14 protein-coding genes and 3 tRNA genes are annotated in these 12,364 nt (G+C 62.6%); 7 read left to right on the plus strand and 10 right to left on the minus strand.

The window, feature by feature from the left end; translation table 11 throughout:
* Window positions 1-19 precede the first annotated feature (19 nt).
* The 5 genes from MA07_RS28655 to MA07_RS05055 form a co-directional block, all read right to left on the minus strand.
* A protein-coding gene (locus MA07_RS28655) for an IS630 family transposase (protein ID WP_152568732.1) occupies window positions 20-1,077 on the minus strand; the annotation gives its coding sequence in 2 pieces (ribosomal slippage) (window positions 20-585 and window positions 585-1,077; 1,059 coding nt in all).
* A 28-nt stretch (window positions 1,078-1,105) separates the two neighbouring features.
* Window positions 1,106-1,381, minus strand: a complete 276-nt coding sequence (locus MA07_RS05040) for a hypothetical protein (RefSeq protein ID WP_036347750.1) — start codon at window positions 1,379-1,381, stop codon at window positions 1,106-1,108.
* Window positions 1,382-1,528: 147 nt separating this feature from the next.
* Complete coding sequence (locus tag MA07_RS05045; protein WP_036347768.1) at window positions 1,529-2,401, minus strand: CoA ester lyase; 873 nt, start codon at window positions 2,399-2,401, stop codon at window positions 1,529-1,531.
* Window positions 2,401-2,880 carry a MaoC family dehydratase gene (locus MA07_RS05050; RefSeq protein ID WP_036347752.1) on the minus strand — a complete coding sequence of 160 codons (480 nt, stop codon included), beginning with the start codon at window positions 2,878-2,880 and terminating at the stop codon, window positions 2,401-2,403. The genes MA07_RS05045 and MA07_RS05050 overlap by 1 nt, the downstream gene beginning before the upstream one ends.
* Before the next feature lie 55 nt (window positions 2,881-2,935).
* Complete coding sequence (locus tag MA07_RS05055) at window positions 2,936-3,709, minus strand: NAD kinase (RefSeq protein ID WP_036347754.1); 774 nt, start codon at window positions 3,707-3,709, stop codon at window positions 2,936-2,938.
* 50 nt (window positions 3,710-3,759) lie between these two features.
* Between MA07_RS05055 and cutA the strand changes: the two genes are divergently transcribed.
* Entirely contained in the window at window positions 3,760-4,089 is a 330-nt protein-coding gene (gene cutA, locus MA07_RS05060; protein WP_036347756.1) for a divalent-cation tolerance protein CutA, read from the plus strand.
* On the opposite strand, the gene MA07_RS05065 is transcribed toward cutA, so the two are convergent.
* Both MA07_RS05065 and MA07_RS05070 read right to left on the minus strand, forming a co-directional pair.
* Window positions 4,086-5,072 (minus strand): MBL fold metallo-hydrolase, encoded by a 987-nt coding sequence (locus MA07_RS05065; RefSeq protein WP_036347758.1) that lies wholly within the window; start codon window positions 5,070-5,072, stop codon window positions 4,086-4,088. The genes cutA and MA07_RS05065 overlap by 4 nt on opposite strands.
* 91 nt (window positions 5,073-5,163) lie before the next feature.
* Entirely contained in the window at window positions 5,164-5,967 is an 804-nt protein-coding gene (locus tag MA07_RS05070; protein ID WP_036347760.1) for an RNA methyltransferase, read from the minus strand.
* Between the two features lie 165 nt (window positions 5,968-6,132).
* Between MA07_RS05070 and MA07_RS29995 the strand changes: the two genes are divergently transcribed.
* Entirely contained in the window at window positions 6,133-6,306 is a 174-nt protein-coding gene (locus MA07_RS29995) for a hypothetical protein (protein WP_160195390.1), read from the plus strand.
* Between the two features lie 545 nt (window positions 6,307-6,851).
* Window positions 6,852-7,124 (plus strand): hypothetical protein, encoded by a 273-nt coding sequence (locus MA07_RS29475; RefSeq protein WP_152568733.1) that lies wholly within the window; start codon window positions 6,852-6,854, stop codon window positions 7,122-7,124.
* Between the two features lie 87 nt (window positions 7,125-7,211).
* Here MA07_RS29475 and MA07_RS05075 read toward each other — a convergent pair.
* Window positions 7,212-7,286 (minus strand) — tRNA-Thr (locus tag MA07_RS05075).
* A gap of 68 nt (window positions 7,287-7,354) precedes the next feature.
* Between MA07_RS05075 and MA07_RS29480 the strand changes: the two genes are divergently transcribed.
* A complete protein-coding gene (locus MA07_RS29480) occupies window positions 7,355-7,732 on the plus strand; it encodes a hypothetical protein (protein ID WP_152568734.1) in 378 nt (125 codons plus the stop codon).
* A 74-nt stretch (window positions 7,733-7,806) separates the two neighbouring features.
* On the opposite strand, the gene MA07_RS05085 is transcribed toward MA07_RS29480, so the two are convergent.
* Together MA07_RS05085 and MA07_RS05090 are read right to left on the minus strand one after the other, a co-directional pair.
* Complete coding sequence (locus MA07_RS05085; RefSeq protein WP_052002858.1) at window positions 7,807-9,525, minus strand: MFS transporter; 1,719 nt, start codon at window positions 9,523-9,525, stop codon at window positions 7,807-7,809.
* 239 nt (window positions 9,526-9,764) lie between these two features.
* The gene (locus MA07_RS05090; protein ID WP_036347765.1) at window positions 9,765-10,589 is read right to left on the minus strand and encodes an RNA methyltransferase; all 825 of its coding nucleotides are present in this window, start codon (window positions 10,587-10,589) and stop codon (window positions 9,765-9,767) included.
* Between the two features lie 191 nt (window positions 10,590-10,780).
* Here MA07_RS05090 and MA07_RS05095 point away from each other — a divergent pair.
* The 3 genes from MA07_RS05095 to tuf all read left to right on the plus strand — a co-directional run.
* Window positions 10,781-10,865: transfer RNA gene (locus MA07_RS05095), tRNA-Tyr, on the plus strand.
* 17 nt (window positions 10,866-10,882) lie between these two features.
* Window positions 10,883-10,956 (plus strand) — tRNA-Gly (locus MA07_RS05100).
* A gap of 229 nt (window positions 10,957-11,185) precedes the next feature.
* A partial coding sequence (gene tuf / locus MA07_RS05105) for an elongation factor Tu (RefSeq protein WP_036347766.1) occupies window positions 11,186-12,364 on the plus strand: 1,179 nt, incomplete at its 3' end.

Consider the following 12,364-nt stretch of genomic DNA (forward strand, 5'->3'; position numbering starts at 1 on the left):
TACCAAGTCCCGTTGATCATCATTGGTGCGCCCACTCGCGCAATCCGATGGACATGATGGTCCAGGGCTGATCGATCAGCTTGTTCCAAGCCGCACAGCAGTGGTCAAGAATGTCAGTGTAGGACGTGAAGATCCGGTTGGAGATCCAGTTCTCTCTCATGAACTGCCAGATGTTCTCCACCGGGTTCAGTTCAGGCGCCTTTGCCGGCAGCGGCACCAGGGTGATGTTCGACGGCACCTTCAGTCTGGTTGAGACATGCCAGCCGGCCTGGTCGAGCAGCAGCACTGCGTGCGCGCCAGCTGCTACGGCCTGGGAGATCTCGGCCAAATGCAGCGCCATGGCCTCTGTCGTGCAGCGAGGGAGCACCAGCCCCGCTCCTTTGCCCTGGGCTGGGCAGATCGCGCCGAAGATATAAGCCGACGCAGTCCGCAGATCCCGTGACGCGGAGGGACGGGTGCCGCGTTTGGCCCAGCGCCGGGTGATCTTGTTCTTCTGGCCAATCCGCGCTTCGTCGGCAAACCAGATCTCTATAGGGCGGCCATCGGCTTTGTCCTTCGCGATCTCCTCCAGACGCGCAGGGAAGTCTTTTTAAAAACAGCCACGGCCGCTTCGCTCTTTTCATGATGGCGCGGGCGCGCGGACAGCTTACGGAAGTTCGGGGCCCGCAACTCACGGCTGAGCGTTTGTTTGGAGATCCGGATCCGGTACTCGGCCCCGAGCCACCGCATCAGGTCTGCCAAACGCCAACGCACCACCCCGTGGACGGCCGGGATCGGGCCGGCCTCGATCATCTCACTCAGGCGCAGTCGATGCTCGTGGCTTAAGATCGAGGGCTGTCCCGGCGCCTTCCCGTCCAAGAGCCCATCAGGTCCGTGGGCATTGAAGCGCAGCACCCAGTCCCGCACGGTCTGCAGGCCAACCCCGCCGATCTCGGCCGCTTGGGTGCGCGAGCCGCCCTCGTAGATCACCGCCAGGGCCAGCAAGCGGCGGGTCTGCGGGGCATCCTTGCTCCGGCGGGCAAGCTGGCGCAGGCGAACGGCATCGTAATCAGGCCGGAGGGCGACGGGAATGGACATGGCAAACCTCCTCGCTTGCCATGTTGAATCACATCTCAGGCGCTTTGAGACTGCGACGAGTCGCTCTCACCAGGACGTGGTAGAAGAAGTCCTTTTCGGTCAGCTTCAGGTTCTTGGACAGGGTGGCGATCTCCACCTGCTTGCCCTTGCCGGAACCGTCTGCGTCGTAGAAGAGCTTGCCTTTCTTATCGTCGTAGATGACGTAGTCGTTCTTGTCCTTCGCCTTATCGCCGATGGTGAAGAACGACTTGCTGAGCTTTGCGGGGCTTGCTTCGGTGCCCTTCTTGCCGAGCTTGGTGAACACGGCATTGTCGAGCCAGACTTGTCAGATACTGCAAAAACCCCAAGATGAACTGCTGAAATTATAACGTAAAATTGAAACTACAGTTTAAAGTACTTAAAGTTGGCGAGGCGAACATGCGAGCCTATGGGGATTGCCAGGCAGGCACTATTACTGCTTACCGGCACGCCTCAGGAGACGTTCGGCCCGGAGCAGGTGTGGTCGATCCAGCATCTCGCCATTGACACCGACGACCCCGGCTCCGGGATTGGCTTTGAAGGCGTCGATCACCGCCTGTGCCCGTTTGATTGCCTCCGGTGAGGGCGTGAAGGCTCCGTTGATGACCGGCACTTGAGCCGGATGGATCGCCATCTTGGCGACGAAGCCGTCGCGGCGAGCCTCACGGCACTCGGCTTCCAGTCCTGCCATGTCGCGGAAGTTCGTGTAGACGGAGTCCACCGCATCGACACCGGCCGCCGTGGCACCCAGCAGAGTAAGAGAGCGGGCAAGGCGGTAAGGGTCCGTGTAGCCGCCGTCAGTACCGCGGTTCGTCTCGGCCCCGAGATCGGCCGACAGATCCTCGCCGCCCCAGGTCATGCCCATAAGGCGATGGCTCGCGCCCGCGAAGGAGCCGAGCGCAAAGACGCCGGCGGCATTCTCCGTCGCGATGGCAAGGATGCGGGTGGCACCATCCTCAAGGCCGAACTCCGCCTCGCGCACAGCGAGCTTGGCGCCGAGATGCGCCACGTCGGTGCCACCGACCGTCTTCGGCAGCACGACCCCGTCGGGGCCTGCCTGCATCACGCCGTCGAGGTCCGCATCGATGAGCCCTGTGGTCAATCCGTTGACGCGCACGAAGAGACGCGGGCGCTCGGCCTTCGCGCGGTGCTGGTTCAGAAACTCCGCCGTGACGCGCCGGGCCTCTTCCTTGGCGGAGAGAGCCACGGAGTCCTCAAGATCGATGAGAAGGACATCGGCACCGGAGGTCAGGCCTTTCTCAAGCTTTCTGGCGCTGTCGCCCGGCACGAAGAGCAGGGAGCGCATCAGGCGGTCCTCTTGCGCATGAAGGCCTGTCGGCGGCATTCGGCTACAAGAGTGCCATCCTGCTTGTAGGCCCGGTGGATGAACTCCACGATGCCGGCATCGGGACGCGATTTCGACTCGCGCTTGGCTACGATCTCCGTGGTCGCGTTGATCGTGTCGCCCTCGAAGAGCGGAGCCGGGAACTTCACGTCCGTCATGCCGAGATTGGCGATAGTCGTGCCGACCGTCGTGTCGTTAACGGAGATGCCGATGAGCAACCCTAAGGTGAACAGGGAGTTCATGAGCGGCTTGCCCCATTCCGTTTCTGTCGCGCAGAAATGCGCATCGATATGGAGCGGCTGCGGGTTCAGGGTCATGTTGGAGAACAGCATGTTGTCCATCTGCGTCACCGTCCGGGTCAGGCGGTGATGGATGGTGGTGCCAACGGTGAAATCCTCGAAGTAAAGGCCGCCTCGGGGGTGCCTGGTTTCATCGTTCATGATGCTGACCTCTGATTCTTGGTTAGCACGTTGAAGCCCGTGCCTTGTATCATCGTCAATAGCCGAACTGCTCCCGGAGGATGCGCTCGTCCAGGCTGTGGCCTGGATCGTGGAGCATCACGAGATCGACGCTGCGATCCATGGAGATATCCACGCGAGAGACGTTGCGGAATTCGGTATGGTCGGCGACTGCGCTCACGGGGCGGTTTACCGACTCAAGAACCTCGATCTGGATCTTCGCGTAGTCCGGCAGCAGGGCGCCGCGCCAGCGGCGCGGGCGGAAGGCGGAAATCGGCGTGAGAGCGAGCAATGGCGCGTTCAGCGGCAGAATCGGTCCGCCGACCGACAGGTTGTAGGCGGTCGATCCGGCCGGGGTCGCCACTAGGATGCCGTCCGCGCTCAGTTCAGGAATGCGCACACGGTTGTCGACGCTCACCCGCAGCTTGGCGGCCTGATAGGTCTGGCGCAGCATCGAGACCTCGTTGATGGCCCGTGCCGTGTGGGATACGCCCATCACGTCCCAGGCCACCATCAGAAGCGGGTGAACCACGCTGCGTCCGGCCGCTTCCAAGCGCTCGAAGAGGTCGTCCTCCCGGAAGTCGTTCATCAGGAAGCCGACGGTGCCCTTGTTCATGCCGTAGATGGGCTTGGCTGTGCCCATGAACTGGTGAAGGCTCTGCAGCATCAGCCCGTCGCCGCCGAGAGCCACGATGACATCGGCCAGTTCAGGCGTAACGTTGGCGTAGCGGTCCTGCAGGACCTGGAGCGCACTCTGGGCGTCAGGTGCGGCGCTGGCCACGAATGCGATGTTGTTGAAACGACGGGCCATGCCCAGTTACCCTCGCTGCGTCCGATAAGGCTGCTGAGGAAAGGCATAACATGGATCGCCCGCTACTCGTCTATACGACCTTTCCCGATGTGGACATCGCGCTGTCGATCGGGGAGGGGCTGGTCCGCGACCGCTTAATCGCCTGCATCAACGTCCTGCCGGGGATGCGGTCCGTCTATGCCTGGAAGGGTGCCGTCGAGAAGGGGCAGGAGGCGGTCGCCATCCTGAAGACCCGCAAAGGCCTTCAGGATCAGGTGCATCGGGCGCTGAAGGAGCGCCATCCATATGAAACGCCGGTCGTTCTCTTCATCGAGCCGACCGGCGGCGATGCCGCCACCCTGGAGTGGCTTTACACGGAAACGGCCGCAGGCCAGTCCTAGATGGCCGGATTCCACTGCACCGCGACGAAACGGAAGCCGTTGCCATCCTTGGCGATATGCCCCGTAGCCGGGAATGGAGCGTGGTAGAAGGCAACCTGTGCCCGCTCCGACGCGGCCATGTCCAGCAGGCGGCGGCGGGTGGCGCGGGCCTGATCGGCATCCATGTCGAACACGGCTGACCAGTCCGGGTTGCGCACGAAGAGGGCCGGATGGTTCGTGGTGTCGGACATGATCATCAGCTTCCCGTTGCCGGAAGAGAGCATGTAGACCGTGTGGCCAGGCGTATGGCCTGGGGCTGCCACGGCGGTGAGACCCGGTACGACCTCCTTGTCCATCTCGTAGCGCCTCACGTCATTGGCGATGGGCCCGAAGACGCGGCGGGCGCCTTGGAAGGCACCCTTCATGCCCTCGGGCGCTTGGTTCATGCGCGCATCGTCCATCCAGAAGGCCCACTCGGCGGCCGGAACCATTACTTCTGCATTCGGGAAGACGGCAGTGCCGTCCTTCAGGCGCAGGCCGTTGATGTGGTCGCCGTGGAAGTGGCTGATCACCACCGTGTTCACCTGGGCGGGTTCGAAGCCGGCGGCGCGGAAGTTCGCCATCCAGCGGCCTGAGGTCGGGGCTCCCATGTCGCCGTTTCCGGTATCGATCAGGGTCAGGCGACCGCCGTTGTTGAGCACGAGCGTGTTGAAGGTGATCGGGAGCGTGTTCCCAGGGAGGAAAGCCTCCTGCATCGCCTGTTGCACCTGCGACAGCTCCGCGTTGCGGACGAACCCCTCGAGGGGACGCTGCGCAAAGCCGTCATTGATCGCCGTCACCTCGATGTCGCCGACCTTGTAGCGGTAGAACCCAGGCGCCTGGCGCGCACCTGCCCCTTGAGCAGGAGACGGTGCGGAGGGAGCGGTCTGAGCCAGAGCGGGCCCGACGATCGGAGTGGCGGCAAGAACGGTGCTGGCAAGGATGGTGCGGCGTGTGATGGTCATGAGCGTCTCCAGGCATGAGAGCAAAAGCCTAGAACGGCCCCGCTTGCATGCAAGGGCACGTGCTTTCACAAGTCAGCGAGCGGCACAGGCTTCAACCCTTATTTGCCTGAGTGAGATGATGCAGGGCGATGCCGCTGGTGGTGGCGACGTTAAGGGAATCGAAACCGCCGCTCATCGGAATGGACACGGTCCGGGTCCGGGCCAGAAGATCCGGCGGCAGGCCGGGTCCCTCCGCTCCCAGAAGCAGGGCCGTGCGTCTGGAGGGGCGAACCTTCGAGAGCATTTCCGTTCCGGACGGAGAGAGGGCGATCACCTCGAAGGAGGCCTCTGCCAGCGCCTGCAGCAAGGCATCGGCCGATGGAATTCGCGTGAAGGGGACCACCAAAGCCCCGCCGACCGAAACCCGGATCGCTTTACGATAGAGCGGGTCGCAGGTCTCCTGGTCGAGCAGGACCGCATCCGCTCCGAAGGCGGCCGCGTTCCGAAAGATCCCACCAACGTTGTCGTGGTTGGCGAGGCCCACCATACCGACCACCAGGGCGGTTTCCGGCAGGTTGGCCAGGAGGGCCTCGACCGGTGGCAGAACCGGGCGCTTGGCTACAGCGAGAATGCCCCGGTGGATCGGGAATCCGACGATCGCATCCATCACCTGCCGGTTTGCGATGTAGACAGGAACCTCGGATGGCAGGAGGTGGAGTGCATCGTTCAGGCCCTCCGCGCGTCCTTCGCCTAAGAGAAGCGACTCGACCTCGAAGCGTGGCTGCCTCAGCAGGACTCTCAGGACCACTTCACCCTCCGCGATGAAGCGGTGTTGGCGCCCTAGGAGATCCCGCTCCCGGACGGCCCGGTAAGCTTCGATTCGCAGGTCGTTAGGATCTGAGATGGCAATCAGCATGGGGTCCGATCGATGAAGCGGGAGTTTGCGACGTCCCGCCTGTCTAATGCCGGAAACCGGCTTTGCCTATGCGGGGCTGGCGAGCGGAACAACGGGTTTGCATTCCGGTTAGCCCTGCAAGGACAGTCGGGTCGTCTCTGGCGGCCCTCCGCAAGGAGCAGGATGATGTGGGATATAGCCGATGGTTGGGTCTGGGGATTGGTGATCATCGGCGGCCCGTTGCTGATCGGCATCTTCATGGCCGTTGCCAGCAGCCGACGCCGCAGATTGACGCGAACCGAGCAGAAGGTTTCCGACGAGGTCGCGCACAAGAACTGGGGCAAGGAGCAGATCCGCTAGAAGCTCGACCGCCAGCGGACGCTGGTGCTCCAGTCGGTATAGCCTCGCCGTACCCGTGATGGGCTCGGGTGCTTGCGCGTCCGCTTGGCCTGGAGTGCTCCGGACGACCCTCGTGCCTACCTGCGGGCGATGTCCCGTGACAGCCGCGTCGTGATGATTCCGACAATGACTGCAGAGGCGACTGCCGCCGAGCCCATCACGTTCAGCAGGAAGATCTCCATGAACCCCTCCGGCCATGATTGAGGGGAGCTTAGATTTGGGCGCACGAAACGCCGCCTGAGAAGACGGGCTACCCCAGCGGGCACCAGGGTTCCCGAAAGAGTGGGGCGCGGCCCTGGTCTTCACGTTCAAGACTTCGCTGTCCGACGGGATCAAAACTCCGAGAGCACGTGGAAACAAAACTCACCTTCGTCCGTCGGTAGGGAGGCGTAACGAGAGAGGACAACATCATGAACAGCTATGCGAGGCCCTTACTTGCCGGACTTCTGCTTGCGGGCATGAGTGGAGCGGCAGGTGCTCAGACGACACCTGCCACAAGAGCCTGTATGGCTGGTGAGCAATTGGTTGGCGGGGTGTGCCGGCCCCTGACCGGAACGCCCGACCGGCCGAGCACCAATCTTCAGCAGCCTGATACGACAGGAAGCACCGCCGGTCCCGCAACCGGCAACCAGAACACGGGTGGCTCAGGCGGACAGGGTGGAGGCTCCTCCGGCGGACCGTCGACGGGCAACCAGAATACGGGTGGTTCAGGTGGGCAGGGTGGCGGATCCGGCGGAAATAGCGGCGGCTCCTCAGGCGGCGCAGGCAGCGGCGGCTAGCGGAATTCTCTGACCATCGATGAAGAGGAAAGCCCTGGCACCCTGCCGGGGCTTTCTTTGAAGAATCCATCACCTAATGGTGGGAAGTGGTGCCGGTGGAGAGGATCGAACTCCCGACCTTCGGTTTACAAAACCGCTGCACTACCGCTGTGCTACACCGGCTGACCTTACAGGGCTCAGGTAGCAGTACGCGAAGCGGGACGCAAGTTCCATGAAAACGGAAATATTAAGTGTTCCAGCGCACCGAAACTAACCTTCAATTCTGGAATTGTCAGGCAAACAGCAATCACGGAGTTGGTGCTATGAAGGCCTTAGGGGCTTCTGTTCAGTCGAGGATCCCGCCGCAAGGCGGCCTTAAAATTCTCGCCGTTCTTTCGGTCTTTGCAGGCGCAGGCCTGGGTGGAGCAGCTGAAGCGGCGCCGGCAAGTCACGGTGTGGCTGCAAAGCCTGCCAAGGAGACGGTGACGGCGGTCTCTGCCAAGGATGTGGAGACCACCTCATCGGTCCAACCCACCACTGGCAGCGATGCGCACTGCGACATCTCCCGCAAGCGCATGTTCGTCGAAGGTGAGGGCTGGATCGTCCGCCGTGTAACCACCTGCTACTGACAGGCGGCTCCACCCAAACGAAAAGCCCCGCCTTTCGGCGGGGCTTTCCTGTTTCAGGATGGTTTGTCGGAAGCTTAGCGCCTCACGCCGGCGCCTTCGTAGGTCATGATATCCCGGTCCTTGGTCTCCGGCACGAAGAGCAGGCCGACCACGAAGGTCACCAGGGCAATCACGATCGGGTACCACAGGCCGTAGTAGATATCGCCGGTGGCCGCCACCATCGCGAAGGCGGTGGGAGGCAGCAGACCGCCGAACCAGCCGTTGGCGATGTGGTAGGGCAGGGACATCGCGGTGTAGCGGATACGGGTGGGGAAGAACTCCACCAGAGCCGCCGCGATCGGGCCGTAGACCATCGTGACGTAGATCACGAGAACCCACAGGATGGCGATGGCTTTCAGGGCCTGAGGATTGCTGAGGGCGTCAAAGAAGCCATTCACCTTCAGGATGCTCGGGTCGCCAGCCTTCGGGTAGCCTACTTCGGTTGCCGCGGCCGAGAACGCCGTGATGTTGGCCGGAATAGCCGGAGCAATCGGAACATCCTTGCCGTTGAAGGTCACCCGCGGAGCGGTGCCGGCGGCTGCCGGAACGAGCTCGTATTTGACCGCCGAGCGGGCCAGGGCCACGCGGGCGATATCGCACGGAGCCGTAAAGGTGCGGATGCCGACCGGATCGAACACCGAGCCGCACGCAGCGGGATCGGCCACGACCTGGACCTTTGCCGTTTCCAGAGCCTTGTTCAGGTTGGGGCTGGCGACGTTCGTGAGTGCGCCGAAGAGCGGGAAGTAGGTGATCGCCGCGATCAGGCAGCCGCCGAGAATCACCGGCTTGCGGCCGATCTTGTCGGAGAGAATGCCGAACACGATGAAGCCGCCGGTGCCGAGGATCAACGACCAGGCGATCAACACGTTGGAGGTGAGCAGGTCGACCTTCAGGATGCTCTGCAGGAAGAACAGGGCGTAGAACTGGCCCGTGTACCACACCACAGCCTGGCCGATGGCGAGACCGATGAGGGCGATGAGCACCATCTTGGCGTTGCCCCACTGGCCGAATGCTTCCTTCAGGGGAGCCTTCGACTGGGTGCCTTCTTCCTTCATCTTCTTGAAGGCAGGCGATTCGTGCATCTGGAGACGAATCCAGACCGAGATGCCCAGCAGCACCACCGAGAGGAGGAACGGAATGCGCCAGCCGGCAATCGGCCAGCCTTCACCGGTCTGGAAGCCCTGCTCGCCCATCCAGGTGCGGAGAACGAGGATGACCGCCAGGGACAGGAGCAGGCCGACGGTGGCCGTCGTCTGGATGAAGCTGGTATAGAACCCGCGACGGCCGACCGGAGCATGCTCTGCCACGTAAACCGCAGCGCCGCCGTACTCGCCGCCCAGGGCGAGACCCTGGAGCATGCGCAGGACGATCAGGATGACGGGAGCAATCCAGCCGATCTGATTGTAGCTGGGCAGAAGGCCGACCAGGAAGGTCGAGAAGCCCATGATCAGGATCGTGACCAGGAAGGTGTACTTGCGGCCGACGAGATCGCCGATACGGCCGAAGAAGATGGCGCCGAACGGGCGGACCAGGAAGCCGGCCGCGAAGGCCAGCAGTGCGAAGACGTTACGGGTCGTCACGTCGAAGGCGGAGAAGAACTGCGCGCCGATGATCGTGGCGAGAGAGCCGTAAAGATAGAAATCGTACCATTCGAAGACGGTGCCGAGGGAGGAGGCCAGGATGACCTTCCTCTCTTCACGCGTCATCGGCCGCGGCGCGGCGGCCGAATGCGGCGTAGTTGCTGCTGTTGCCATAGGGTTCCCTTCCATTGATGTGCCCGGTCTGATCCGGGTTCTGGGCCGCAAGCCCGGATGACGGGCTTTTCAGCCGAGGCATCATGACTGCTCTGCGCAGCCAAGAATCCATCGAACGGCAGGCTAACTCCGGCCTTTCTTTCCACAATTCCCAATTGGTATTTGCGACTTCCGTCTAAGAAGATGCTGCTGCTTCCATTTTATATAACAGTAACAAAGGCTTAGTCTTATGATTAAGGCTATGTCTTGACGTTGCGGAAGGCACCTTTGACCACAGCGAAAAGGGAAATGGCGGCTGCATTCGAGACGTTGAGGCTCTTGATGGCGCCGGGCATGTCCAGGCGCCCGATCACGTCGCAGCATTCCCGTGTTCTCTGCCTCAACCCCTTTCCTTCGGAACCGAGCACGAGGACCACCGGCAGACGGATGTCGATCTCGTCCAGATTGGCCTCCCCCGAGGAGTCGAGCCCGATTCGCTGATAGCCGCGCTCACCGAGGGCGATCAGCGTGTCGCTGAGATTGCGGACGATCATGAAAGGCACGTGCTCCAGGCCCCCTGAAGCGGACTTGGCCAGAACGCCGGTTGCGGCGGGGCTGTGCCGGGCCGTGGTGATGATCGCTTCCACGTCGAAGGCCGCCGCCGTGCGAAGGATGGCACCGACATTGTGCGGATCGGTGATCTGGTCGAGGGCCAGCACGACGCGCTGGCCGCTCAGGGTGTCGACCGAGGGAGAGGGCAGGGGATCCGCCTCGGCATATAGGCCCTGATGAACGGCATCCTGCTCGAGGAGGCGGTTGATCTCGTCGGGCCGGACGATCTCAGGTTCGAGGGGAAGCGGGCCACCCAACTCCTCGCTCAGGCGGCGAGCGGAGTTCTCGGTGGCCAGGAGGCGGCGAATCGACCGCTTGCCGTTGCGCAAGGCTTCGAAGACCGGGTGCCAGCCGTACAGAATGGTGGTGTCGATCTCGAAGTTCGGCCGCCAGGCCTTCGGGTCTCGGCGGCCCGGCTTCCCATGCGGGCGCTGGAATCGGGGCTTGCGGGAGGGGAAGGGACGCTCGCTCATGCTCTTTAGATCTCACATGTTGTCCGGAGGCCATAGCACAGGGAGCGGCCATTCACGACCGTCCGTTTTCGATGCGCTTTGAGGTTGACACCGGCCATCCACCTCACCATAAGAGCGCCACGGAACGCCGAGCCCTTGGCGAAGCGATCCGCGGAACAGCCTCGGCGTTGTGCGTTCGGGTTGGGTTCTAAGGGGGAATGTCCCGAGCGGCAAAGGGGGCGGACTGTAAATCCGCTGGCTATGCCTTCGTAGGTTCGAGTCCTACTTCCCCCACCACCCAATCAGAAGAACATGCGGGTGTAGCTCAATGGTAGAGCAGCAGCCTTCCAAGCTGAATACGAGGGTTCGATTCCCTTCACCCGCTCCACTTTCCTCCACACGTCTTGCTCAGCTTGTAATTCTGGTGCCGCATTCCTTTATGCAGGCCGAAATCACCCCGGGGTGATGTCTGGTGATCTGGTTCTGGATAGGCGCTGAGGTCAGGTTATCGGGCATTAGGTTCTGCAATATCGAAATTCGCTCTTGCACAAAGAGCGCAACCGCAATATCGGACGCCCCTGGGTTTTTTGTTCCTGGCCTCTGTAAGGTAGAGATCAATGGCGAAGGAAAAGTTTGAGCGGAATAAGCCGCACTGCAACATTGGGACGATTGGTCACGTGGACCATGGCAAGACGTCTCTGACGGCGGCGATCACGAAGGTTCTGGCGGAGTCTGGCGGGGCGACGTTTACGGCGTACGACCAGATCGACAAGGCGCCGGAAGAGAAGGCCCGCGGCATCACGATCTCCACGGCGCACGTGGAGTACGAGACCGTGAACCGGCACTATGCCCACGTGGACTGCCCCGGCCACGCCGACTACGTGAAGAACATGATCACGGGTGCGGCTCAGATGGACGGCGCGATCCTGGTGGTGTCCTCGGCCGACGGCCCGATGCCGCAGACCCGCGAGCACATCCTGCTGGCCCGCCAGGTGGGCGTGCCTGCCCTGGTGGTGTTCATGAACAAGGTCGACATGGTCGACGACGCCGAGCTGCTCGACCTTGTTGAGCTCGAGGTGCGCGAGCTTCTGTCGAAGTACGACTTCCCGGGCGACGACATTCCGATCGTGAAGGGCTCGGCTCTTTGCGCTCTAGAGGACCGCCAGCCTGAGATCGGCCGCGATGCGGTTCTCAAGCTGATGGCTGAGGTGGATGCCTACATCCCGCAGCCGGAGCGCCCGATCGACCAGCCGTTCCTGATGCCAATCGAAGACGTGTTCTCGATCTCGGGCCGCGGCACGGTGGTGACGGGTCGCGTGGAGCGCGGCGTTGTCAAGGTCGGCGAGGAAGTGGAGATCGTGGGCCTCAAGGACACCGTGAAGACCACGGTGACGGGCGTCGAGATGTTCCGCAAGCTGCTCGATCAGGGCCAGGCGGGCGACAACGTGGGCGTTCTGCTGCGTGGCACGAAGCGCGAGGACGTGGAGCGCGGCCAAGTGCTGTGCAAGCCGGGCTCGATCAAGCCGCACACGAAGTTCAAGGCCGAGGCCTACATCCTGACGAAGGAAGAGGGCGGGCGTCATACGCCGTTCTTCGGCAACTACCGTCCGCAGTTCTACTTCCGCACGACGGACGTGACGGGCGTGGTGACGCTGCCTGAGGGCACCGAGATGGTGATGCCGGGCGACAACATCACCATGGAAGTGACGCTGATTGCGCCGATCGCCATGGAGGAGAAGCTGCGCTTCGCCATCCGTGAGGGCGGCCGCACCGTCGGCGCCGGCGTCGTCGCCGCC

This window comes from Microvirga sp. BSC39, assembly GCF_000739015.1.
In the GTDB taxonomy this organism is placed as follows: domain Bacteria; phylum Pseudomonadota; class Alphaproteobacteria; order Rhizobiales; family Beijerinckiaceae; genus Microvirga.

Bases quoted from the DNA above. Each gene is read 5' to 3' on its own strand.
- MA07_RS05055 (WP_036347754.1), bottom strand. From the start codon at position 3,709: ATGGCCCGTCGTTTCAACAACATCGCATTCGTGGCCAGCGCCGCACCT.
- MA07_RS05070 (WP_036347760.1), bottom strand. From the start codon at position 5,967: ATGCTGATTGCCATCTCAGATCCTAACGACCTGCGAATCGAAGCTTAC.
- MA07_RS05045 (WP_036347768.1), bottom strand. From the start codon at position 2,401: ATGCGCTCCCTGCTCTTCGTGCCGGGCGACAGCGCCAGAAAGCTTGAG.
- MA07_RS29995 (WP_160195390.1), top strand. From the start codon at position 6,133: ATGTGGGATATAGCCGATGGTTGGGTCTGGGGATTGGTGATCATCGGC.
- MA07_RS05090 (WP_036347765.1), bottom strand. From the start codon at position 10,589: ATGAGCGAGCGTCCCTTCCCCTCCCGCAAGCCCCGATTCCAGCGCCCG.
- MA07_RS29475 (WP_152568733.1), top strand. From the start codon at position 6,852: ATGGCTGGTGAGCAATTGGTTGGCGGGGTGTGCCGGCCCCTGACCGGA.
- MA07_RS05065 (WP_036347758.1), bottom strand. From the start codon at position 5,072: ATGACCATCACACGCCGCACCATCCTTGCCAGCACCGTTCTTGCCGCC.
- cutA (WP_036347756.1), top strand. From the start codon at position 3,760: ATGGATCGCCCGCTACTCGTCTATACGACCTTTCCCGATGTGGACATC.
- MA07_RS05085 (WP_052002858.1), bottom strand. From the start codon at position 9,525: ATGGCAACAGCAGCAACTACGCCGCATTCGGCCGCCGCGCCGCGGCCG.
- MA07_RS05050 (WP_036347752.1), bottom strand. From the start codon at position 2,880: ATGAACGATGAAACCAGGCACCCCCGAGGCGGCCTTTACTTCGAGGAT.